This is a genomic window from Nesiotobacter zosterae, assembly GCF_033843645.1.
GTDB lineage: Bacteria > Pseudomonadota > Alphaproteobacteria > Rhizobiales > Stappiaceae > Pseudovibrio > Pseudovibrio zosterae.
This window is the reverse complement of the sequence record NZ_JAWXVZ010000003.1, coordinates 54811-78354: the sequence shown is the minus strand read 5'-3', so window position 1 is coordinate 78354 and position 23544 is coordinate 54811. Positions and strand designations below refer to the sequence as shown.

General features: G+C 57.3%; 19 protein-coding genes. 9 read left to right on the top strand and 10 right to left on the bottom strand.

Translation table 11 applies throughout. The annotated features are described in order from the left end of the window. Positions 1 to 43: 43 nt before the first annotated feature. Entirely contained in the window at positions 44 to 2767 is a 2724-nt protein-coding gene (locus Q3Y58_RS05045) for a bifunctional acetate--CoA ligase family protein/GNAT family N-acetyltransferase (RefSeq protein ID WP_319621296.1), read from the top strand. Positions 2768 to 2772: 5 nt separating this feature from the next. On the opposite strand, the gene Q3Y58_RS05040 is transcribed toward Q3Y58_RS05045, so the two are convergent. Then, positions 2773 to 4443 carry a thiamine pyrophosphate-binding protein gene (locus tag Q3Y58_RS05040; RefSeq protein ID WP_319621294.1) on the bottom strand — a complete coding sequence of 557 codons (1671 nt, stop codon included), beginning with the start codon at positions 4441 to 4443 and terminating at the stop codon, positions 2773 to 2775. Positions 4444 to 4694: 251 nt separating this feature from the next. On the opposite strand from Q3Y58_RS05040, the gene Q3Y58_RS05035 reads away from it, so the two are divergent. The 8 genes from Q3Y58_RS05035 to Q3Y58_RS05005 all read left to right on the top strand — a co-directional run bounded on the left by Q3Y58_RS05035 (position 4695) and on the right by Q3Y58_RS05005 (position 12500). Beyond that, positions 4695 to 6239, top strand: coding sequence for a bifunctional aminoglycoside phosphotransferase/ATP-binding protein (locus Q3Y58_RS05035; protein ID WP_319621293.1), 1545 nt, complete (start codon positions 4695 to 4697; stop codon positions 6237 to 6239). A gap of 160 nt (positions 6240 to 6399) precedes the next feature. Beyond that, the gene (locus Q3Y58_RS05030; RefSeq protein WP_319621291.1) at positions 6400 to 6705 is read left to right on the top strand and encodes a FeoA family protein; all 306 of its coding nucleotides are present in this window, start codon (positions 6400 to 6402) and stop codon (positions 6703 to 6705) included. Positions 6706 to 6707: 2 nt separating this feature from the next. Then, on the top strand, positions 6708 to 9059 hold the full coding sequence (gene feoB, locus Q3Y58_RS05025) for a ferrous iron transport protein B (protein WP_319621290.1): 2352 nt from the start codon (positions 6708 to 6710) through the stop codon (positions 9057 to 9059). A gap of 3 nt (positions 9060 to 9062) precedes the next feature. Further along, complete coding sequence (locus Q3Y58_RS19490; RefSeq protein ID WP_413697784.1) at positions 9063 to 9293, top strand: FeoC-like transcriptional regulator; 231 nt, start codon at positions 9063 to 9065, stop codon at positions 9291 to 9293. 95 nt (positions 9294 to 9388) lie between these two features. Beyond that, positions 9389 to 9775: a DUF805 domain-containing protein gene (locus Q3Y58_RS05020; protein ID WP_274219554.1), complete on the top strand. Its 387-nt coding sequence runs from the start codon at positions 9389 to 9391 to the stop codon at positions 9773 to 9775. Positions 9776 to 9925: 150 nt separating this feature from the next. Beyond that, the gene (locus Q3Y58_RS05015; protein ID WP_319621289.1) at positions 9926 to 11326 is read left to right on the top strand and encodes a cytochrome ubiquinol oxidase subunit I; all 1401 of its coding nucleotides are present in this window, start codon (positions 9926 to 9928) and stop codon (positions 11324 to 11326) included. Then, a complete protein-coding gene (gene cydB / locus Q3Y58_RS05010; protein ID WP_274219556.1) occupies positions 11326 to 12336 on the top strand; it encodes a cytochrome d ubiquinol oxidase subunit II in 1011 nt (336 codons plus the stop codon). The genes Q3Y58_RS05015 and cydB overlap by 1 nt, the downstream gene beginning before the upstream one ends. Then, positions 12336 to 12500: a hypothetical protein gene (locus tag Q3Y58_RS05005; protein ID WP_274219557.1), complete on the top strand. Its 165-nt coding sequence runs from the start codon at positions 12336 to 12338 to the stop codon at positions 12498 to 12500. Before cydB ends, Q3Y58_RS05005 begins: the two co-directional genes overlap by 1 nt. Before the next feature lie 19 nt (positions 12501 to 12519). Here the strand turns inward: Q3Y58_RS05005 and fcl are convergent, their stop codons facing one another. The 9 genes from fcl to Q3Y58_RS04960 form a co-directional block, all read right to left on the bottom strand. Continuing rightward, positions 12520 to 13542 carry a GDP-L-fucose synthase gene (fcl, locus tag Q3Y58_RS05000; protein ID WP_274219558.1) on the bottom strand — a complete coding sequence of 341 codons (1023 nt, stop codon included), beginning with the start codon at positions 13540 to 13542 and terminating at the stop codon, positions 12520 to 12522. After that, a complete protein-coding gene (gene gmd / locus Q3Y58_RS04995; protein WP_274219559.1) occupies positions 13535 to 14629 on the bottom strand; it encodes a GDP-mannose 4,6-dehydratase in 1095 nt (364 codons plus the stop codon). The genes fcl and gmd overlap by 8 nt, the downstream gene beginning before the upstream one ends. 176 nt (positions 14630 to 14805) lie before the next feature. Next, positions 14806 to 16788 (bottom strand): beta-galactosidase, encoded by a 1983-nt coding sequence (locus tag Q3Y58_RS04990; RefSeq protein ID WP_274219560.1) that lies wholly within the window; start codon positions 16786 to 16788, stop codon positions 14806 to 14808. Further along, positions 16785 to 17666 (bottom strand): SMP-30/gluconolactonase/LRE family protein, encoded by an 882-nt coding sequence (locus tag Q3Y58_RS04985; protein ID WP_274219561.1) that lies wholly within the window; start codon positions 17664 to 17666, stop codon positions 16785 to 16787. The genes Q3Y58_RS04990 and Q3Y58_RS04985 overlap by 4 nt, the downstream gene beginning before the upstream one ends. Next, complete coding sequence (locus Q3Y58_RS04980) at positions 17666 to 18301, bottom strand: 2-dehydro-3-deoxy-6-phosphogalactonate aldolase (RefSeq protein WP_274219562.1); 636 nt, start codon at positions 18299 to 18301, stop codon at positions 17666 to 17668. The genes Q3Y58_RS04985 and Q3Y58_RS04980 overlap by 1 nt, the downstream gene beginning before the upstream one ends. After that, on the bottom strand, positions 18298 to 19251 hold the full coding sequence (locus Q3Y58_RS04975; RefSeq protein WP_319621286.1) for a 2-dehydro-3-deoxygalactonokinase: 954 nt from the start codon (positions 19249 to 19251) through the stop codon (positions 18298 to 18300). The genes Q3Y58_RS04980 and Q3Y58_RS04975 overlap by 4 nt, the downstream gene beginning before the upstream one ends. A gap of 170 nt (positions 19252 to 19421) precedes the next feature. Further along, a complete protein-coding gene (locus Q3Y58_RS04970; protein WP_319621285.1) occupies positions 19422 to 21590 on the bottom strand; it encodes an alpha-galactosidase in 2169 nt (722 codons plus the stop codon). Positions 21591 to 21627: 37 nt separating this feature from the next. Then, entirely contained in the window at positions 21628 to 22476 is an 849-nt protein-coding gene (locus Q3Y58_RS04965; protein WP_319621284.1) for a carbohydrate ABC transporter permease, read from the bottom strand. 1 nt (position 22477) lies between these two features. Then, the gene (locus tag Q3Y58_RS04960; RefSeq protein WP_425313779.1) at positions 22478 to 23434 is read right to left on the bottom strand and encodes a carbohydrate ABC transporter permease; all 957 of its coding nucleotides are present in this window, start codon (positions 23432 to 23434) and stop codon (positions 22478 to 22480) included. Between the last annotated feature and the right edge of the window lie 110 nt (positions 23435 to 23544).

Below are 23544 nucleotides of genomic sequence, written 5' to 3'. Positions count from 1 at the left end.
TTTGATGAGCCTGCCGGTTTCTAACCATTCGGAGCGCTAGTGCATGACCATCCGCAATCTGGACAGCCTGTTCTGGCCCAAAGCCCTTGTTGTTGTGGGATCGCACCGCACCCCGGAAGTACTGGCGCACAAGATGCTTCAAGGCATCATCGACAGCGGCTTTACCGGGTCCATCACAACGGTGGGCCTCGCCCCTTCACTTCTGCCGCAAGAACACGCCGATCGGTTCAAGTTCGCCAAGTCGGTTCGGGAATTGCCGCACCCTGTCGACCTGCTGGTTTACATGGGCGACAAGGAGAGCGCTGCCGATGTCATCTCTGCTGCGGGAGAACATGGCGCGCGCGGTGCGTTGTTCCCCTCCAGCGGATTTGATGACTGGGAACCTCAAGACCTCCAGCGCGTGCTGAATGCCGCCAAACCCTTCAACCTGCGCGTCCTTGGTCCCGGCAGTCTGGGCATGGCTGCCCCGCATGCGGGCTTTGCCGCCCTGCTGACCTCAGACCAGCCACTCAAGGGCGATCTGGCGCTGATTTCTCGCTCCGGCACCATCTTCAATGCCACCATGGCTTGGGCGCGCTCCAGTTCTATTGGCTTCTCTGGCGTGGCCTCACTGGGACGCCGTGCAGATGTTGATGTCTCTGATTTGCTCGACTGGTTCGCCCAAGACTATCGAACCCGTGCGATCCTCGTGCATTTTGAAACCATCGAGAACCCACGCAAGTTCCTCTCCGCTGCCCGCGCCGCCGCCCGCTCCAAACCTGTTGTTGTGATCCGCTCGGGTGCCAGCCGTGACCGCAAGAGTTCCGGCCACACCCATGCAGCGCGTCTGGCCACACAAGACGCGGTGTATGACGCCGCGCTTCAACGCGCAGGCGTGCTGCGCGTAGACGATATCGGGGAGATGTTTGAGGCCGTTGAAACCATCAGCCGTGTCAAACCACCTGAAGGCAAGCGGCTTTCCATAATCGCAAACGGCCGAACGCTGGCAACCATCGCTGCCGACCGCCTGAAAGCTGCAGGCGGTCAGTTGGCAACGATCAATGAGGAGAGCCGCGAAAAGCTCACCAGGCTGACGCGCATCGATGCCCATGCCGCCAACCCGGTCGTCCTGCGCGAGAATGCAAGTCCAGAGGAGTTCAAAGAAGGTATTGATACGCTGCTTGCCGACAAGAACTGTGACGGCGTTCTGGCAATCGCTGCCCCCACCGCCTTCGTGGACTTTACACAAATTGCTGAGGCCATCGCCAAGGCCGGCAAAGACCACATGAAAGGCTACGGCAAGAAACGCGCCCTCATTGCCACGCTTGCCTGTGGCAACACCCTGCCTCGCGCGGCGCTTGATGAGGCAAAAGTTCCCTGTTACGCGAGCCCTTCCGAGGCTATCGCCAGCTTCATGCACCTGATCCGCTATCGCGAGGTCAAAGAGCTGCTGATGTCGGCGCCAGAGAACATCGCAGCGGACTTTACACCCAACCTGCGCCTTGCAAGGCAATCGGTGCAAGGCGCACTGCTGGAAAAGCAGCGTTGGCTGACGCCGTTGCAAACCCGCGATCTGCTGCGTGCCTATGGCATACCGCAGGTGCCGTTACATCTGGCGGCAACGATTGAAGAGGCTGTTATCGCGGCGCAAGATTTCCTGAAGGATTACACTCAGGTCGCGCTGAAAATCTCCAGTCCAGACCTGATTTTCAAATCGGATGTGGGCGGCGTTGTTCTGGGCCTCGAAACGGGTGAGGCCGTGCACAAAGCCGCAGATCAGATGCTCACCCGCCTGAAGGCACAGCACCCGACGGCCCGCATCACGGGGATTGAAATTCAGCCCATGATCGTTCGGCAAAACGGTGTTGAGCTTTATGTGGGCATTGCCGATGATCCCGTGTTTGGCCCGGCCGTGGTTTTCGGCAAGGGTGGCACTTCCGTCGAGATTGTCGGTGACCGCGCTATCGATCTTGCGCCACTGGACATGAACCTTGCTCGTGCCCTCATAGAGCGGACAGAAACGGCTAAACTGCTCAAGGGCTTCCGCAGCCGACCTGCGGTTAAGACCGATGAGATTGCGCGGCTTCTGGTGAAGCTCTCGCAGATCGCCATCGACTTTCCGGAGATCCGGGAACTGGATCTCAACCCTGTCGTGGCCGACGCTGACGGCCTGATCGCGCTCGACGCGCGCGTTGCCGTTCAGCCGCCGCACCAGCGGCCGGGCCGTCAGGGCGCCTCACGCATGGCGATCACGCCCTATCCGAAAGAATGGGAACTGCGTGACAACCTGAAGGATGGCTCTCCCATCTTCATTCGCCCGCTGAGGCCGGAGGATCAGGGGGCTCTGCTGGAGTTCTTCAAGCACGTGACCCAAGAGGACATGCGCCTGCGGTTCTTCTCCCCAATCAAGGAGTTCAACCAGCCGTTCCTTGCCCGCCTTGTACAGCTTGACTATGCCCGCGCCATGGCGTTCGGCGCTTTTCGTCCCGACACTGGCGAGATGTTGGGTGTCGTGCGCATTCACGCCAACCCCGATCACACAGAGGGTGAATACGCGGTGATGGTCCAGTCGGGCATGAAAGGGCAAGGCTTGGGCTGGCTTTTGATGCGCCTGATGATCCGCTACGCCAAAGCCGATGGCATTGACATCATCAAAGGGGAAGTCCTTCGTGAGAACTCCACAATGTTGGAGATGTGCCGCAGCCTCGGCTTTAACATCAAGCGCTCACTGGATGACGATGCTCTGACCATCGTCACCTTGGATACCCACGCCGACAACTCTCTCTAGGGCAGTCAGGCCTTCTGGCTTTCCTCCCGGATGGCCGTCAGCGACTTCACTGGTGTGATGGCTTCCGGGTCGAGCAGCAGATGGAGGAGCGCAGGCCTGTTTCCAGCCGCCGCTTGCTCAAACGCTGGTCCGAACTCTTCAGCACTGCGGATTGTTGCCGAGTAGAAGCCATAGGCCTCAGCTATGCGGGCGAATGCCGGGTTCTGCAGTGTGGTCGCGCTGACGCGACCCGGATACTCCCGCTCTTGATGCATACGAATGGTGCCGTAAATCCCGTTGTCGACCACGATAACAATGATATTGGCATTCTCCTGAGCCGCCGTCCCCAGCTCCTGCATGGTCATTTGAAGGCAGCCGTCCCCTGCAAAGCATAGAACCATACGCTCCTTGTGCTTCAGCTTGCCTGCAATGGCTGCGGGCAGGCCGTACCCCATGGAGCCGGAGGTTGGCGCAAGCTGTGATCCATACCTGCGGAATCGATGGAAGCGGTGCACCCAAGTGGCGTAGTTGCCTGCGCCATTGGCAATGATGGCATCATCCGGGAGATTGTTTTCCAGCCAGTCCACCACTTGTGCCATCTGCAGGTCACCCGGCACCTCCGGCCGTGCACCCGACCACGCCAGATAATCCTGATGAGCCTCGTCGCGGTGGGCGGACCACGCAGGCGCAACTGACGGTCTCAGGTCTTCCAGCATGCTGGCAAATGCAAGCGGTGAGGCATTGATGGCTAACGTTGGTGCGTACACCCGACCCAACTCTTCCGGACCCGGATGGACATGAACCAGCTTTTGCTGCGGCACAGGGATTTCCAACAGCGTGTAGGACTGACTGGCCATTTCGGAGAGAATGTCGCCAACAACCAGCAGCAGATCCGCCTGCTCTACCCGCGCCTTCAGCTTCGGGTTGATGCCAATGCCCACGTCACCGGCATAGTTGGGATGAAGGTGGTCGAAGAGCATTTGGCGGCGGAACGCAACAGCCACTGGCAGATCATAGCGCTCGGCAAAGCGGGTTAGCTGATCGCGCGCAGTTTCTGTCCAGCGGGAGCCGCCGATGATCACCATCGGGTTCCTTGCTGCCTTCAGCATCATGTCCAGATCTGCCATCTGCTGGGCAGAAGGGTAGCTTTCTACAGGCTGCATCATGGGGGCGACTTGTGCATGCACCTCTTCCACCAGCATGTCTTCCGGCAGTGCCAGAACCACTGGCCCAGGCCGACCGGATGTGGCCACATGATAGGCTCTTGAGATGAATTCCGGCACGCGTGCGGCGTGGTCGATCTCAGCCACCCACTTGGCCATACCGCCGAACATCTGCCGGTAGTTCACTTCCTGAAACGCATCCCGCTCGCGCATGCCGGTCTCAATCTGCCCAACGAAAAGGATCATGGGCGTTGCGTCCTGCTGCGCGACATGAACGCCTGCGGCCGCGTTGGTTGCGCCTGGCCCGCGGGTGACCATGCAGATGCCGGGCCGCCCTGTAAGCTTGCCATAGGCCTCGGCCATCATGGCTGCGCCGCCCTCTTGTCGGCAAACAGTCACCGGGATCTGGCTGTCGTAAAGCCCATCCAACACGGCGAGGTAGCTCTCCCCCGGCACACAGAACACGCGTTCTGCGCCTTGCGCCTCCAACGCTTCAACAATGAGCTGACCACCGGTTTTTGTCTTGCGTTCCATTCAGGGGCTCCACGGGCATTTGCGTAGGTTTGTTTCGGTGTAAGCTATGCGCGTTCGTTTCGCTTTGAAACCGGAAAGCCGTTGTGGGTTCATTCCCATATGGAATGATGCAAAATCACATTGAGACTTCTTTCGCGGTTGCGGAATCGCAGGTGGCCAGTACACCTGAAAGCAGCAGAACCCTCAATCACAACGGGTAACCACACCAGCACATGGTTCAGGAGCACCCCCTCACCGGAAAGGCGTAGAGAATGAAAGATCCTCACACCGTCCGCGACCAGTCCGAGGCCTTTGCCCTTATGGAAGCCCCGGAGACACACGGTGGGTGTCCGGTCAAACGGATCGATACTCATGCAAACGTGGTCTTTCTTGCGGGAAACAACGCCTACAAGATGAAACGAGCGGTCAAGTACCCCTTCCTCGACTATTCCACGCTCGAAAAACGCCGGTACGCCTGTGGCCGCGAAATTGAATTGAACCGCCAATACGCTCCAGAGATTTACCTCGGCGTGGTTCCGTTGACCCGAGAGGCCAACGGAACACTTGCGCTGAATGGATCAGGCACCCCCGAAGAATGGGTGGTTCACATGCTGCGTTTTGACGAAAGCCAGGGCCTTGACCTCATCGCAACCGAACGGGGCATTGATGACAAACTGTCTGAGGACCTCGCGCGCCTGATGGCCCGCGCTCATGGTGCTGCTGCGCCCTCTGATGCCGCGCGCTGGATTGCGGACCTCAGGAACTATGTGGAACAGAACCGAGAGGCATTCAGTGAGTTCCCGCAGTTTTTTCCCAAAGATCTGGCGGAGGAGCTCTACCGCAGAGCCTGTGCCGAGCATGACCGCATTGCCCCGCTCCTGAAGAAAAGGGGAGAACAGGGATACATTCGCCTTACCCATGGCGATGCGCACCTGTCCAACATCGTGCTTATTGATGGAGAGCCGAAGCTGTTTGATGCCGTGGAGTTTGACGACATCATCGCAACGGGAGATGTGCTCTACGATCTGGCATACCTGCTTCTCGACTTGTGGGAGCGGGAGGAAACCCGCGCTGCAAACCGTGTTTTGAACCGCTATCTAGTTGTCACGCACCGGGACGACGACCTTTCTGCCCTCACCCTCCTTCCATTTTTCATGATGATGCGCGCGGCAATCCGGGCCAAGGTTGTGGCCGCTGCAAGCCTGCACAAGACCGGCAAAGACAAGAGCGATGCGGAGGAAAGCGCCAGCAAGTACTTCCGCATCGCCTTTGAGGCACTGAGCCCCGAGCCTGCCCGCTTGGTTGGTATTGGCGGGCTTTCCGGCACCGGAAAAACAACGGTTGCTCGCGGCGTCGCGCCCTTTATCGGGGCCATGCCCGGCGCGGTGCACATCCGCACGGATGTGGAACGCAAGCTGCTGCTGGGTTTGCAGGAGACCCAACAGGCCCCGGCGGAAACCTACAGCAAAGAGGTTTCGGATCAGGTCTACGCACAGGTCTACCGCAAGGCCGCAGCCGTTCTTGCCACCGGACATTCCGTGGTGGTGGATGGCGTTTTTGCCGCTCCAGAAGAACGGGAAAAACTGGCGGAAATCGCACAATCAGCAGGTGCCAGCTTTTCAGGTATTTGGCTTGAAGCACCGGTGGATGTGAAAGAGAGACGCGTCACCGACCGAAAAGGCGACGCATCCGATGCAAATGCAGCAGTTGTGCGTGCTCAGGAAGGCTACGTAACCGGAGAAATCAGTTGGACGAAAGTAGATAGCTCAGCTCCTGCAATTGATGTGCAACTTCAAGTGCTTGAGATCTTGATTTAGCCCTGCCCTCTACTTTAAAACCATTCCAAATGATTGAAATGTAAGGGTTTTCCGTGTGTGACAACCTAGCACTTTTGATAATTATCAATGCGAATGGTTCGCATTAGCAGTCCATTGAGGTCAACTAGACTGCACCTTTTCACCTTCGGAGACACACTCCATGCAAAGGCAAGTGACCAATGCCTTGGCGCCAACCCATGACGCTCAAGAACATAATCCAGCTGCCCACAGCTCCCCCAGCCTCACCTGGCTGAGCGATGCTCCTTTAAACACCGAGGTTCGCATCACTCGCCTCGGCCACAGTCGGCAAGAAGTACTTCACTTGCGCAGCCTCGGCCTTTCGGAAAAGCAGGCGCTGACCGTTCTGCGAGGCCGGAACACAGAACCACGCATCATCGCCAGTGGTGCAAATCGCGTTGCTTTGGGCGTTGATCTGGCGCGCACCATCAAAGTGGAGGTCGCCTGATCATGGGATGTCATGACACAACCGTCACCGAGGTTCCGGAAAACGCGCAACATGTGTTGCTGCTCGGCACGGCCAACTCCGGCAAAAGCTCGCTGTTCAACCTTCTAACGGGCAATCAGCAGACCGTCGGCAACTGGCCGGGTGTAACCGTTGACAAGAAGAGCGGTTTGGCGCGCCACAACGGCCAGGTCTTCAACATTGTTGACCTGCCCGGTGTTGCGAGCCTCGCCAGTGACCATACCGAGCGCTTGGATGAAACAATCACACGGCAAGTGCTGCTGGAGAGCCCGGCCTCAACGCTTGTGGTCACAATCGACCCCCTGAGCCCCGAGCGCGCGCTTTCAATCTTGCTGCAAGGCCTGCATTACGGTCTGCCAACCATTGGCGTTTTGACCAAGGCAGATATGTGGCCAGAGGAAGAAGCCGTAGCTGGCGCCAATCGCCTCGCCGACAATCTCGGTATTCCGGTGCTTGCTGTTTCCGCCAATACGGGCGCAGGCCGCGAGGCCCTGTTGGCGACCCTAGCCGATGCAGCGCGCAACAAGGTTTGCCTCAAAGATCCGGCTGTTACACTACCATCAGTTGATGTGCAGGTAACCGAGCTGGAGAAGTTCATAACCTCAAATGAGCAGATCAAACCTCGCCGGGCCCGCGCGCTTTCCTATCGCTTGCTGGAAGGCGACAAACTGGCCAGCACAATGGTCAGCGCTAAAACGCGTCACAAGGCTCAAGAGCTGATAATTTCCTATGAAGAGCAGACAGAAAACGCACTGAACTTCGACATTGCGGATGCCTACTATACCCGCGCATTCGAGTTGGGCCGGGTGCTTGATTTGCCAGACCCGGCCTCTGTGCGCTACGTCTCCGACAAGCTGGACTCCATTGCCCTTTCCTCTTGGTTTGGCGTCCCGGTGTTTATGGCGGTGATGTACGCCATGTTTTTCATCGCCATCAGTTTTTCCGGCCCGTTCATCGACTTCTTTGACGGCATTGGCGATGCATTCTTCGTCCAGACCCCCGCACTTGCTCTTGAGACCCTCGGCCTCGGCGGCGGTATGCTGGAAACAATTGTTCTTGCCATTGGCGGCGGTGTGCAGACCGTTCTCACATTCATCCCGGTCGTGGGCCTGCTGTTTCTGTGTCAGGTGTTCCTTGAGCAGAGCGGCTACATGGCCCGTGCCGCTGTCGTGATGGACCGCTTGATGCGCAAGCTTGGTTTGCCGGGCAAGGCCTTCCTGCCCATGATCCTCGGGTTTGGCTGTACCGTTCCCGCCGTGATTGCCACCCGCAGTTTGGAAAACCGCCGGGAGCGCATCATGAGCGCCATGATGACGCCGTTCATGTCTTGCGGCGCGCGCCTTCCGGTCTATGCGCTTTTTGCAGCGGCATTCTTTGCAGACAACGGCCAGAACATTGTTTTCCTGCTCTATCTGATGGGTATTGCCGTAGCGATCTTCACCGGCCTTGTCCTGAGCACCACAGTGTTTCCAGGAGAGCGCTCCGCCCTTGCGATTGAACTGCCCACCTATCAGCTGCCGGACTGGACCTCCCTTTTCCGGATCGTCTGGGCGCGCCTTTACATGTTCATCATGAGCGCGGGCCGCGTGATCGTGATGATGGTTGCCGTGCTCGCTGTGCTGAACTCCGTCAGCTTCGACGGCTCCACCGGGAACGAGAGCAACGGAACCTCGGTACTGGCAGTAACCTCCAAGGCCGTCACCCCTGTTCTCAGCCCCTTGGGCATCACTGAGGACAATTGGCAGGCAACTGTTGGCCTTGTTACCGGCATTTTCGCCAAGGAAGCCTTGGTGGGCACCTTGCAAGAACTCTACGTCGAACCGGCAGCCGAAGAAGAAGCCGGTGGCCCAGCGCCTCTGGAAGCTTTGGCAGGGGCGTTCGACGCCCTGTCAGGTGGGCTGATGGACCTGAGCGCCGCTGCGCTTGATCCGCTCGGAATCAGCGTGGGCGACATCTCAAGTGAGCAGGTTGCTGCCGATGAACTGGAAGTGGATGCAGCGGTTTTTGCTTCCCTTCGTGCGCATTTCGACGGTCAGGTCGGAGCCTTCGCGTTCATGGTTGCAGTGCTGCTTTACATGCCCTGCGCTGCAGCAGTGGCCGCCATCTGGCGTGAAATTGGCCGCGAATGGACGCTGTTTGCCGTGGCGTGGACCAGCCTGCTTGCCTACTCAGGGTCCACGATCACCTATCAAATCGGCACCTTTGCCAGACATCCGGGAAGTTCCTTAGTTTGGATATTGGGGCTTGTATCTTTGATCGCCATGGTGATTATCGCGAGCAAATATTTCGTCCGTACGGGTGCAGACGAGGTGAGACTGGCGACCACGACAGGGTAGTACATGCTCGGTAAAGTAAAAAAAACAATCGCAAAAACAGGATACGCGACATCGTCAGATGTCGCGGAAGCCTTGAATGTTGCTGAGGATTTTGCACAGGCGATGCTCGATCGACTTGAAAGCATCGGTCAGGTCTACAAGGTTACATGCGGCGCGTGCACGGCGTGCCCTACTGCTCAAAAACCTGGTTACACGACCCTTCCCAGACCGCCTGTCAGAACCTGCGCGGAATAAGTACCTTAAAAATCAGAGGCACCAAACTGCGGGTTCCCTAAGATCAGTCATGGCGTCATAGTCCCATTCAGAAAAACAACTGGATGTGCAGAGCCATGACCTTTCCAGAAGCCATTCGCACCTGCCTTAGCAAATACACCGAGTTTCAGGGCCGTGCCGCACGGCCCGAATTTTGGTGGTGGACGCTGTTTGCGATCATCACTCTTTCTGTCGCACAGCTGGTGGACATGATTGTTGTAGCTCCGCTGCTGGGCCTACCCGATCCGGGCACCATGGAACTTCAGCCCATCTCGGCTTTGACGGGTTTGTTCTTGCTGATCCCGGGCCTTGCTGTTTCCGTGCGCCGCCTGCATGACACAGACCGCTCAGGTTGGTGGTTGCTCCTTCATCTGATTCCCATCATTGGCCTTCTGGTGCTGCTTTACTTTTACATCCAGCCGGGCACCGGGGGACCCAACCAATACTCAACCGCCGGGTCGTGAGCATTTTTGCCTGCACTAAAAAGGATTTCCTAACCTGATTGAAGGAAACTCTGCCCCCCAAACTACCGCAGCGGACTCAAAACCTTGACTTGAGGAGCCGCTCCCACACCCTAGTCTAGAGACCAAGACGCAAACAGCATCAGGTGCTCCATGGACTTCTCCGCAGTAGACCTTGCGCGTTTCCAGTTCGCGTTCACAGTGTCGTTTCACATCATATTTCCAGCCTTCTCGATTGGATTGGCCAGCTATCTGGCGGTGCTTGAAGGCATGTGGCTGTGGACCAAGCGGGAGGTTTACCTTCAGCTTTTCAAGTACTGGCTGACAATCTTCGCAATCGCTTTTGGCATGGGAGTGGTGTCTGGCGTCGTTATGACCTACCAGTTTGGAACCAACTGGGCCGAGTTCTCTGACAAAACGGGCCCGGTGCTTGGTCCGGTAATCGGTTATGAAGTGCTGACCGCCTTCTTTTTGGAGGCCGGTTTTTTGGGCATCATGCTGTTTGGCATGAACCGCGTAGGCAAGAACTTGCACTTTGCGGCAACGCTGATCGTTGCTTTTGGCACTGCGCTTTCCGGTTTCTGGATCCTTTCGGTGAACAGCTGGATGCAAACGCCTGCTGGGTTCAGCATCAATGAGGCGGGCCAGTTTATCCCCGAGGACTGGTGGGAGATCATCTTCAACCCCTCCTTCCCCTACCGCTTCGTTCACATGATGCTTGCGGCTTATCTGACCACCGCATTCGTCGTGGCCGCAGTTGGGGCCTACCACTTGCTGAAAGACAAAACGAACCAAGCCGCGCGAACCATGTTCTCCATGGCGCTTTGGCTGATCGCGTTTGTTGCGCCCGCGCAAATGTTCGCCGGCGACCTGCATGGCCTTAACACACTTGAGCACCAGCCTGCCAAGATCGCCGCCATGGAAGGTCATTTTGAAACGCAGTCACCCGCGCCGCTCATCCTGTTCGGCTGGCCTGACATGGAGAGGGCCGAGACGCTCTACAAGATTGAAGTGCCTTATCTTTCCAGCATCATACTGACCCACACACTGACCGGCGCGGTTCCCGGACTCAAAGAGTTCCCCCGTGAAGACTGGCCCAACGCCACCATTGTATTCTGGTCCTTCCGCGTCATGGTGGGGATTGGGCTGCTTATGACCTTGGTAGGCCTGTGGAGCCTCTGGAACCGCTACCGTGGGACCTTGTTTGACAACCGTGCGCTCCAACGGGCAGCGCTCGTTATGGGGCCATCGGGCTTCATTGCGGTTCTTGCTGGGTGGATCACAACAGAGGTCGGACGCCAACCGTTTACCGTCTACGGCCTGCTGCGAACCTCGGATTCCGTGTCTCCCATAGATGCGCCAGCGGTCGCGACTTCGCTGACCATATTCATTGTTGTCTATTTCATCGTGTTCGGAACCGGCATCGCTTACATCCTGAAGTCCATGCGGAAGTCACCTCATGCCAGCATTGGACCTGAGCCGGGCATACCAACGCGAACCGCCGGGATCACCCCTGCTCCAGCTCTCACCCCAGATACCGTGGAGAAGGACTGATGGAACTCGATTATCCGCTCATCTGGGGTCTGTTGATCGCGTTCGCCATCTTTGCCTATGTGTGCCTTGATGGTTTCGACCTTGGCATTGGCATCCTTTACCCCACAACCTCGGATCAGGATGAACGCAGCTTGATGATGAACACTGTTGCGCCGGTATGGGATGGCAACGAGACCTGGCTTATCCTTGGCGGCGGCGGGCTGTTTGCCGTGTTCCCGCTGGCCTACGCCACGATCATGCCAGCCCTTTACATGCCGATCCTTCTCATGCTCATCGGATTGATCTTCCGAGGGGTTGCGTTTGAATATCGCTTCAAGGCCAGCGACAAACGCCGTCCCTACTGGGATCTGGCTTTCTTCCTTGGCTCGCTCGTTGCGGCACTTTCACAGGGCGTCGCCCTTGGTGCCCTGATCCAAGGCATTGAAATCGAAGGACGCTCTTATGCCGGTGGCTGGTTTGATTGGCTGACACCCTTTAGCGTGATGACCGGCTTCGCTCTTGTTTCAGGCTATGCCCTGCTTGGCGCAACGTGGCTCATCATGAAGCTAGAAGGCACGGCGCAGGAGCATTTCCGCCGTGTGGCACGTCCCTGCGCGCTTTTGCTGCTCATGTTCATTGGGATTGTCAGCATTTGGATGCCGTTTATCGACCCGGGCATTGTCAGACTTTGGTTCAGCATGCCCTATGTGCTTTACACGGTGCCGGTACCGATTGCGGTAGCTGCTCTCGCCTTTGTCATTTGGCGCGGCATCACCTATGACCATCATCACGCGACCGCGTTCCTCGCAACGCTTGGCCTGTTTCTCGTCACCTATATCGGCCTTGGCATCAATCTCTATCCCTACGTCGTGCCACACAACTTCACCATCTGGGAGGCTGCAGCGCCCGACAGCAGCTTGAAGTTTCTGCTGGTTGGTGCCGTGGTGCTGATCCCCATGATCCTTGCCTACACCGGCTACGCCTATTGGGTGTTCCGAGGCAAGACCAAGTCAACGGAGGGCTACCACTAGTGAGTAACACCGGCGAAAAGATTGAAGGCAAGAAGACAAAGCACGCGGACAAAGACGCCCCCCTCACAGCGTTGAAGCAGGTGGGATGGTTCATCTTGCTTTGGTGTCTGGGTATCTCAGTCGTGGGGATCATTTCCTACGGGATACGCGCCGTAATCCTCTAGGGTTGCTTTGGCGCGGGCCTTAGGTAGGCTCTGGCTCTGTCACAGGCTCCCCGAGATCTCTCAGGGCTTGTTCCAACGATAGCTTAAGATCGTCGGGAACCTCGCGAGACTTCAAGAAAGCCGCATAGGCGAGCTTTAGCCCCTGCTCCAACCCAATGCTGGGCTGCCACCCCATCGCCTGAAGACGCGCGTTGTCCATCAACTTCCTTGGTGTGCCATCGGGCTTGGACAGATCGTGCGTGATACGTCCTTCAAAACCGACAGCTTTGCAAATCATTACAGCGAGTTGCTTGATGCTCACTTCCTCGCCGCTGCCCAGATTGATATGCTCTTCTTCGCTGTAGTTCTTCATGAGAAAGACCAGCGCGTCGGCGCAATCTTCCACGTAGAGGAACTCGCGGCGGGGCGCACCGGTGCCCCACATTACGATCTTTTGCTCTCCGTTTGCCTTTGCTTCGTGCACCTTGCGCATCAAGGCCGGGATAACGTGAGAAGTTTCCAGATCGAAGTTATCTCCGGGACCATATAGGTTCGTTGGCATGGCGCTGATGAAGTCACAGCCATGTTGGCGTCGATACGCCTGACAGAGCTTCACCCCTGCAATCTTGGCCAATGCATACCATTGATTTGTGGGCTCCAATGGACCTGTTAGCAAGGAGGCCTCGGTAATCGGCTGGCGCGCAAATTTTGGATATATGCAGCTTGAGCCCAGAAACAGCAGTTTTTTCACCCGTGCTTTGTGCGCAGAATGAATGACGTTGGCTGCGATCATGAGGTTATCGTAGAGAAAATCTGCCGGGTAGGTGTTGTTGGCAAGAATACCGCCAACCTTTGCGGCGGGAAGAAAGATCGCCGTGGGTTTTCGGGTCGCAAGCCAGAAATCGACTGCCTGCGGGTCTCTGAGATCCAGCTCGTCGCGCGGTGCGGTGACAACCTCGCAGGGCTCCCGTTCAAGACGGCGTAAAAGCGCTGAACCAACCATGCCGCCATGCCCCGCGACCCAAACTCTTTCTCCTGCTAGGTCAAAGAGTTCCCTAGACATGCTCCACCTCCCGAGCGGCGTCTTTCTCATGCTGGCGTGTTGTTCGTTGAAGCTCTGCCAGATCCTCTTTGACCATTTCGGCAACCAGCTCCTCGAAGCTTACCTTTGCCGCCCAACCAAGCTTTTCCCGCGCCTTGCTGGGGTCACCTTTCAACAGATCGACCTCTGTTGCTCGGAAGTACCGCGGGTCCACCTCCACAAGCAGCTTGCCGCTGGCTGCGCAAATGCCTTTTTCGTCCAGGCCCTCACCACGCCAGATCAATTCAGTGCCAGTTTCGGCAAATGCGCGTTCCACAAATGCACGAACGCTGTGGGTCTCTCCCGTTGCAAGCACGTAGTCATCGGCAATGGGTTGCTGCAGCATGCGCCACATGCCCTCCACATAGTCGCGGGCATGCCCCCAATCGCGCTGCGCTTCCAAGTTGCCGATGTAAAGCCGGTCCTGCAGCCCATGGGCGATGGCCGCCACCGCACGAGTAATCTTGCGGGTGACAAAGGTTTCCCCGCGAACCGGGCTTTCGTGATTGAACAGAATGCCGTTGGACGCATGAATGCCATAGGCTTCACGGTAGTTGACGGTAATCCAGTAGGCATAAAGCTTTGCAGCGGCATAGGGGGAACGGGGATAGAATGGGGTCTGCTCGTTTTGTGGGACCTGCTGTGCCTTGCCATAAAGCTCCGAGGTTGAAGCCTGATAGAACCGCGTTTTTTCTACAAGGCCCAGAAGCCGGATCGCCTCCAGCAGCCGCAGTGTCCCCATGCCGTCTGCATTGGCGGTGTACTCGGCCGTCTCAAAGGACACCTGCACGTGGGATTGGGCCGCAAGATTATAGATTTCGTCTGGCTGAATTTCCTGAGTGATGCGGATCAGATTGGTCGCATCTGTCATGTCGCCGTAGTGCAAAAAGAACCGCTGATTTTGTGTATGAGGATCCTGATAGAGGTGCTCGATGCGCTCCGTGTTGAAGCTGGAGGATCGCCGCTTGATCCCGTGCACCTTGTACCCCTTGCTGAGCAGCAATTCCGCTAAATAGGCACCGTCTTGCCCGGTGATGCCGGTTATGAGAGCTGTCTTTTCCTGAGTCACGCAACCACCCCTGTCCTCAGCGGTAGTCAGCGCCAAAACCCTCATGGTTTCAAACCCCTAAAAGGGCCAGCTACAAAATCCGCCCTGTCAAAAACAGAGGTAAGCAGCGCACAAAAAAGCGGCATTTCCATTTCAGGAAACGCCGCGATTTCAAAACACTATTGGAGGCTGGAGCCTCAGCGCACCAGTGACACCCCTGCCGCTGGAATTTTCAAACCATCAAGTTCGGCCGCTTCGGCGAGCCCCAGTGCCCTGAGATCCTGAGGATGTTTGGCGTAGTTGTAATAGAACGTGCCGATGCTGGTTTTCCGGCGACGCAGGCCTTGCGGCAAGTCCACTGGTTCAATCCCCTTTGGTTCCAGAACCTGCGCGAGGAATTTCTTCAGTGTTTGAGGACGAAGCCAAGCGCCTGTGTAGACAACGCTTTCGTTGCCAACCACGATTGGATCACCATTCTCGAGTGCAAGAATTGTTGGCAGTGAACTGACGAGTTCCTCCACCCAAATGGTGGCCTCGCCGAACTTTGACCCATCCCGGCTCAACAGCGTTTCACCAAAAAGCTTGGGCATGGTGGAAACGCGGGCCACTTCAACCGCTTCAAAAGGCGCTGGCAGCGCTGAGGTTTCCTGCGAGATTTGATAATGCTCATTCTTCTGAGCAAAACGCGGTCCTGCTACAACAAGCCCCCCTTGCGAAGCGTAGGTGGCCAGACAGCTGGAGAACTCCGCACTTACCGCATAAAGCCCTGGAACAATTACAGCTTTATATCTCGACAGGTCCTGCTCGGAGGGCCGAACGATGTCGACATCCACACCCAGCTCCCTAAGAGCGCGGTAGGCATTCATGGCCAGCAGACTGTAGGTAAAATCCTGACTTTGCGGCTGGGTTTCGTGGGCCCACTGGCTCTCGTAGTCAAACACCAAGGCCACGGGGGCTGGTGCGATGTGGAACGCGCCAAGAGCATCCCGTTCCCTAGCCACCTGCCCGGCCTCCTTGAAGGCCTGCGCGGGGGCATTGTCAGGCCGTTTGAGGCCAGCGTGCATCTGCTCCTGCGCAAAAGGGGCCTGCCTCCAGCGGAAATAGCTCGTCGTTTCAGCACCATGGGCGAAAGCCTCCCATGACCACAAGCGCACCATGCCATCAAGTGGCGAGGGGTTATAAGGGGCCCAGTTCACCGGCCCCGGCTGCTGCTCCATGATCCAGAGGCGGCCATTGCCTGCGGCGCGATATAGGTCGTGGTGGAAGCCTTGGAAGTCCGGATCGCCTTGCTGGAAGAAGTCGCGCCAGAACTCCGGGGCCATTTCCGTGCCCGACTCCATCTGATTTAAGCTATGGAAACCAAGGGGATAGCTGTCCCAACTGGCGACATCAAGCTGATCCCCAACCTTATAATGGTCGAAGTGGAAGAAGCGCCCCATGAAGTTATGAATTATCGGACGCCCCGGAGAAAGCTCGCGCAGCATCTCCACCTGCGCCTGATTAAACTCTGCTACCTTGTCTGAAGAAAAGCGATAAAAATCAAGCCGATGAGCGGGATTACTCTCTGTGACCGTCAGGTATGGCAGGTCTATCTTGTCGAAGCTGCCATATTCCATGGACCAGAACACGTTGCCCCAGGCTTCGTTTAGTTTTTCTACTGTTCCATACTTTACTTCCAGCCACCTTTGGAACGCTACCCGCGCGACGGGAGACCAAGAGCGGATGGTATCATGGCAGCCATATTCGTTGTCGGTCTGCCAGGCTGCTACGGCAGGATGCTGACCGTAACGCTCGGCAATGATGCGAGAAATGCGTTTACTTTCCTCACGATAGCCCTCATGAGAAAAGCAATAGTGACGACGGGAGCCGAACTTGCGCGGATTGCCGTTTTCATCATGAGCCAGCATGTCCGGGTGCTTGTCCAGCATCCAGCGCGGCGGCGTTGCCGTTGGCGTACACATGACAATTTTTAATCCATTCCGCGCCAAGGTCTCAACAGCGCGGTCAAGCCACTCCCACTGGAAAGTGCCCGGTTCAGGCTCTATCCGAGACCATGCAAATTCTGCAATGCGCACCCAAGTGATGCCGAGTTCCGCCATTTCGCGGGCGTCCTGCTCCCAAAGGGCTTCATCCCAGTGTTCGGGGTAGTAGCAGACGCCAAGGGTCTTTTCCTGGGTCATGCAGTTATCCTCTCAATGACGGGATCAAAAAGCCCCTCAATTTCAAGCTTCACAGCAAAGGTGGCGCCAGCCAGCGGCTCGCGGGCGAGTTGCTCTTCGCTCAGGTCCTGACGCGCTGTGGTGATGAAAAGCGTCTTGCCATCCGCACCTCCGAAGGCGGGGCAACTTGGCTGGCTTACCGGCAGTTCGATGACGCGTTCTTGTGTTCCATCAGGACGATAGCGGACCACGCGCGCCCCGCCCCACTGGGCATTCCATAGATGTCCTTCCGCATCCACCACGGAGCCATCCGGACCAAAACCGGTGGCGCTGATGTCAACAAACAGCTCCGGCTCACCCGCTGGCAGGCCGGTTGCCTTGTCCAGCGGCCAGCGAATGATGCAGCCGGATGGAGTATCGGAAAAGTACGCCCACTCTCCTTGCGGAGAGAAGCAAATGGAGTTCGGAATGGAGATCTTGTCTTTGATCAACTGAAGGCCGCTTACGCCGAAGCGATAGAGGCTGCCCGCCTCCTTTTCCGCGTTGTAGCCCATGGTGCTGATCCAAAAGCCGCCCAGACGATCTGTTCGGCCATCGTTGGACCGGGTGACAGGGTTATCCCCCTCCACCGGGTGAACAAGGTCCAGCGCAGCGCTTCCCACCTGCCAGCGATGAACACCGCGAGACGTTGACACGATGAGGCTTTCGCCGGGTTCGCGGGCGAAGGCTGAGACAGGATGGTCAAACTCATAAATGCGGGTGTCGGCATCGGCTTCACCCTGTTGCAGCACACGCTGATTATCGATGTCGACCCAGAACAGGCAGCGGTGTTCAGGCGACCATAGAGGCCCTTCCCCTAAAGAGCAAAGAACCTTTGAAAAAACAAAGGGATCAGACATCAAGCACCACGCTCCTGAAGGGCATCATAGGCAGCCACCATTTCTTGAGCATTTGCGGCAACCTCTGCGACGGTATCACCGGGCTTGTAGATGTTGGCACCGAGGCCAAAGCCCGCACAGCCCGCTGCGGCATAGTCAGCAAAGTCCTTCGCGCCCACGCCGCCCACGGCATAGACCGGCTTGTCCTTCGGCAGGACTGCATTCATGGCCTTGATGCCTGCAGGGCCCATGATGAAGGCGGGGAATATCTTCAAGATATCCGCGCCATGTTTGACGGCCTCAAAGCATTCGGTTGGGGTAAAGACGCCCGGACAGGACATCATTCCGGCCCGCTTGGTGGCCAGGATGACCTCCTTGTCCATGTTTGGCGAGACAATAAACTCGCCGCCGACGCTGCGAACCGCCTGAACATCGTCTGCGGTGAGGACAGTGCCCGCTCCAATGCTCGCCTTGTGGCCAACCTTGGCCTTCATGAGGCTGATGCTCTTGAGTGCTTCGGGGGAGTTGAGTGGCACTTCAATCTGCGTGATGCCTGCGGCTACAATCACCTCAACAACGGCTTCAGCCTCATCCGGCGTAATGCCGCGCAGAATTGCGATGATGTTACGTGCGTGATCAGTTGGAGATGAGGTCATACCCCAGATTCCTTTCTAATGATGGAGAGCCCCTTCAGCGCGGCCACGTCGCCATCATGGACCCGTGTCTCTATACCGAAGATGCGCATGGCGCTCGCATAGCATTTCACGAGCGAAGAACTACCAATGATTTCAACCAGATCCCCCGGAGAAACCCCGCCAGAGGCGGCCAGCTCTTTTAGTTCCGTGGCGATGGTAACGCCGGAAAGATAGGCATAGGCGGCCTTGGGATCGGTGCCGTTCAACAACTGTGCTGCCCGGACCGGGAACAGGGCGGACAAGAACTGTGCCGCGCCGGAATGAACGTCGCGCACCCCTTTGGCAAAATGTGTGGGCTCGGCCCCTTCAGAACCATCCAGAGAGTGGCGCAGCATGGAATGCTTCACGACAAGAGCAAAGAGTTCGCCAGTCAGGAACGTACGGGACTGGAGAATCCGCTGGTCTTCGGTGTGAACCCATTTGCTGTGCGTGCCCGGCAAGCAAAAGATGTGGCGGCCTGTTTCCATCTCGTCCAAGACGCCAAGAAGCAAGGTCTCTTCACCGCGAATGACGTCCGGGCCAAACTCGTTGTTCTGGCAGACCCCTGGCACGATGAACGGGCGGATGCGCGGGTCTTTGACCGGAACCTCCACAAGCTGCTCAGCAAGGGCAGAGAATGGTGTTGGCAGCTCAACGTACGCAGCCTCTTTCCAGCCTTGCCGACTGCCTGCCATACCGCAAATCAAAATGGGCAGGGGCGACTTATCCCCCTCAAGCCACGGGTCGATGAGGCCCAGCAGCACCCCCTCGAAAGCATCGCTGGAAAGGGTGCCCGCACCTTGCGTTGATTTTGCGTTGGTTTGAATAAAACCGTCAGATTGAACGTACCAAGCGCGCAGGCTGCTGGTTCCCCAGTCAACGGCGATCCAGTCGCCGTTGCTTGCCGCCAGTTTGAGAGGGGTATCGGCCATCAGACAAAGCCTCCGTCGAGGATCGACCCATGAACTTGCATGCTGCGATCTGCCCCGCCGGCGACAGGCAGGACTGGCTCAGCCGCGCCCTCTAATTTTTCGCCGAGTGATTGTGGAAGCATGAGAACGGGTCTTTCAGTTTCTTATTGGTGGGTAGAAGTGCATGCAGGTCAGCGGTCCCTCTCCGCGCGGCCCTCGAAGACCAGCATGGTCTCCGGAAATTGGATCGGCAGCGCAACGCCTGCCCGCATGAGTGAAGCGCCAGAGAGCGTCAGGCTTTGCTCGCGCCAATCGACGCCCGCCAGAACGCGGTTCGCCGTTACTGAAATGCCTTCAGGATTCAGCGCCGAAACGGTGTAGCTCTGGTCCTCTGCCAGACCGGTCAGACGCAGGGCCGATGTGGAGGAGGATGCTGGTACGGACTGTTGCCCCACGAACAGCAGGAACTGGTCCTGATCTCTGGACACCATTTGCATGGCAATTACATCTTGGGATGACGTGGTATGTACGTAGATGTGCGCGTCATGCATAATTTTACGGTGTTTCTTGTAGAACGCACTCCAGCCTTTCAGCTCAGACAGGTCCTTTTCGCCGAGGACTGTCAGGTCCGCCTCATAGCCCATGTGGCAACTCGCGGCGACAGCCCCACGATAGTTCATGGAGAGGCGGCGGCCGGAGGTGTGGCACTCGTCTGGCCCCACATGAGAGCCCATGACTTCTGGCGGGAGAAACAGACTTGCGGCGGCCTGCATGCGCCAGCGTTCGCGGGCGTCGTTGGAGTCAGACAGCCAGACACGTTGGGTGTACTTCAAGATTTCATAGTCGATCCGCCCTCCGCCGGAGGAGCAGCTCTCGATGACGACATCCGGGTGGGCCTTGCGCAAACGGCCAAGCAGACTGTAGAGCGCCTGCACGTAGGCATTGCTGGCCGGTCGCCCGAACTGATCCGCAGGCAATACGATACTGCGGTTCATATCCCACTTGATGTAGTCGATGGCATTGTTCGACAAGATCTCGTGGATGCGCTCAAACAGGTATTCCTGAACCTCGGAACGGGTGAGGTCCAACACCAGCTGATTGCGACCCAGCATGCGGTCTCGGCCCTCAGCGTGAAGGATCCAGTCCGGGTGGGCGCGATAAAGCTCTGAATCTTCGTTGATCATCTCCGGCTCGAACCAGATGCCAAAACGTAGACCGCGAGACTTTACGTGATTGATGAGAGGAGTAAGCCCGTGAGGATACTTGTTCTCATCAACAAACCAATCGCCGAGGGAAGACGTGTCGTCGTCTCTCTTGCCGAACCAGCCATCATCCAGAACAAACAGTTCCGCGCCTGCATCGGCTGCTTTCTCTGCCAAGGCGGAAAGCTTTTCCACGGAGTGGTCAAAATAGACCGCCTCCCAGCAGTTGTAGTGAACCGGGCGAGACTTGTACCACTCAGGAACTTGCAGGATCTGCGATCTCAAGAACGCGTGGAAGCGTTGACGAATGCCAGAGAGCCCCTGGGAGGACTGAGCAACATAGAGCACCGGCGTTTCATAGCTCTCACCGGAGGAGAGCATGACTTCGCCCATCTCCAGCAGGGCCCCATATTGAACGGACCGGCGGCCATCTGGCAGTTCCTGTGCGACCATGCGGTAGTTGCCGCTCCACCCCAGATGAAAGGCAAGTGCCTGCCCTTCCAGGTCATTGGCGTTGGCGCTGAGCGCCACAAAACCGGGAAAGTGTTCATGGGAGGTGCGACCAAGGCGGCATTCGCGGGCATAGATGCCCTTTTGCCAGTCAGCACGCTGCTCGCGGAACTCGTTGCACCAACGGCCCTCAAAACTGAGATGCTGGACTAGATGTTGAGGCACTGGAACGCAGGCAGCATTCAACCAGTCCACCGCATAGGGACGCCCCCCGGAGTTTGTGAGTTTCTGCCGGAAAGCAGCAACGCCCGTTTCGGGATCAAGGGTCACATGGATGTTGAGGGTGAGCCCGACGGTGCTGTCGGAAAGCTCAAACTCGACCGCCTGTGAGGTTGACGTGAGTACGGACGTCAAGCGGAACTGAGTGTGCCAGTTCTGTCCCTGATGGCTGTCGCCGCGAATGCCCGGGTGGCCTGGCGTGGCGCGGCCGGCTTCGGGGGTCAAGGTCAGGTCCAACGGTTCGTCGAGCATCACCTGCCCGACGGGGGGGCGCAGGCTGGCCGCCAGCGCCTCCAGATTTTCGTGGAGCGGCAACGCTTCGCCCATATAGATCAAGGCGGGAACACGGTCCTCATAGGCGGCAAACACCATGGTCTGCCCTGCCCCGTCGAGACGCCAGCAGCGCGCACCAGCTTCGCCCGTTTCCATGTTTTTCTCCTCGTGTTCGAAGGTTGCCATTGCAGGATCAGCCCTTTGTCGCGCCGAGCGTGAGACCCGCTATGAAATGCTTCTGCATCAGGAAGAACATGATGACAGGAGGCATGGCCGCAACGATGGAGCCTGCAGACACCAGCTGCCACTGAGCGACCCACTGACCATTCAGCGAGAAGATACCAGCGGTGACCGGCAAAGCGTGGCTGCCCTGAACCAGAACGGTTGCCCAGAAATAGTCGTTCCAGATGAAGGTGAAGATCAGAACCGACAAGGCCGCAATGGCAGGCCGCATGAGCGGCAAGACGATGAACCAGAAGATCTTCAGCTCGGAAACACCTTCTACGCGGGCAGCTTCAATGAGCTCAAATGGCAGAGCCTTGATGAAGTTTCGCATGAACAAGGTACAGAATCCGGTCTGAAACGCAATGTGGAACAGGACAAGGCCCATGCTGGTGTCATAGAGGCCCATGTTCAACGTGAGATCGCGCACGGGCACCATCAGGATCTGAAAAGGCACGAAGTTGCCTGCCACGAACATGAAGAACACCAGCAGGTTGGACTTGAACTTGTAGACCGCCAGCGCAAACCCGGTGAGACAAGACAAGGCCACGGCACCGATAACGGTTGGAATGGTCACCTTGAAGGAGTTCCAGATGTAGGTGCCCATGGGAGTGTTGGCGAACACTTCCAGATAGTTGCCCAGCGCAATGGTCGAGGGCACGCCGAAGTAGTTGCCCTGCGCCAAGTCAGATGCAGGGCGAATGGAGGTCATCATGACGCCGAGGAGCGGCAGGAGCCAGAGGATCAGGACGATCGGCACGGCGACCTTGTAGCCCCAACGCCAGGGAGCGGCGATTTTTTCGACAGGTGTCGGGAACATATCAGTAGCCCTCCCTTTCGTCTTTCAGCATCCGAACGATGAAGATTGAAATGAAGACCATCATGATTGCGAACAGGACAACCGCAATTGAGGCACCGTAGCCCATACGGAAGCCGTATTCGGAAAGCGCCTGCTCATACATGTAGAAGGAAAGCACACGGCTTGAGCCCCACGGTCCGCCGTCGGTCATGATGGAGACAAGGTCGAACGACCGCAGCGCGCCGATCACCGTCACGACAACGGCAATGAAAGTCGCAGGGCGGAGCTGAGGAATAATCACGTACCAGAGCATCTTCCAGCCCTTGGCCCCATCGAGCCGGGCGGCCTCGATCTGATCGGGCGATACGTTATTGAGACCCGTGAGGTACAAGATCATGCAGTAGGCGATTTGCGGCCACAGACCAGCGATGATGATGCCGTAGGTGACATAGGTTTCGTCAGCAAGAACGGCGACATCCCCGAACCCCAGAAATGACAGAAGCTGGGTGAAGAGGCCGAAGTTTGGCGCGTAGAACCATGAGAAGATCAGACCGACCACGATCTGAGAAATCACAAAGGGAAAGAAGAACAAAGACTTGTAGATGCGAATGCCGGTGATGGTCTGATTGAGGAAAATTGCCATCAACAGACCGGCGGGCACTGCCAGCATGTACATGACCAGCCAGATCACATTGTTCTTCAAGGAGACGTAAAAGGCTTCGTCATCCAAAAGCTCAACGTAGTTTGCAAGCCCAATGAAGGTCTTCGCGCCGATGCCGTCCCACTCGTAAAAGCTGACCCAGATGGATTGAGCGATGGGCGCGATCACATAAATGATGAACATCAAGGCGCCGGGCGCCAGAAACAAAAGGGGAGCTAGTCGGCGTTGGTTTACCAGCCACCGGGTTGTCGTGGATGCAGCTTGGGCGTTGCCGCCCGCGGTGCGTTCGACATTTGGCGACAGTATGGAGTCACTCATCGGCTTATCCCTGAGATGAATTGAAAGGCCATTGCCACGGCAGCCTCCCCGCCGTGTCAGGCTGGACATGAGGGCCCAGACCGGTCCGCAAGAGCCGGTCCGGGCCATCA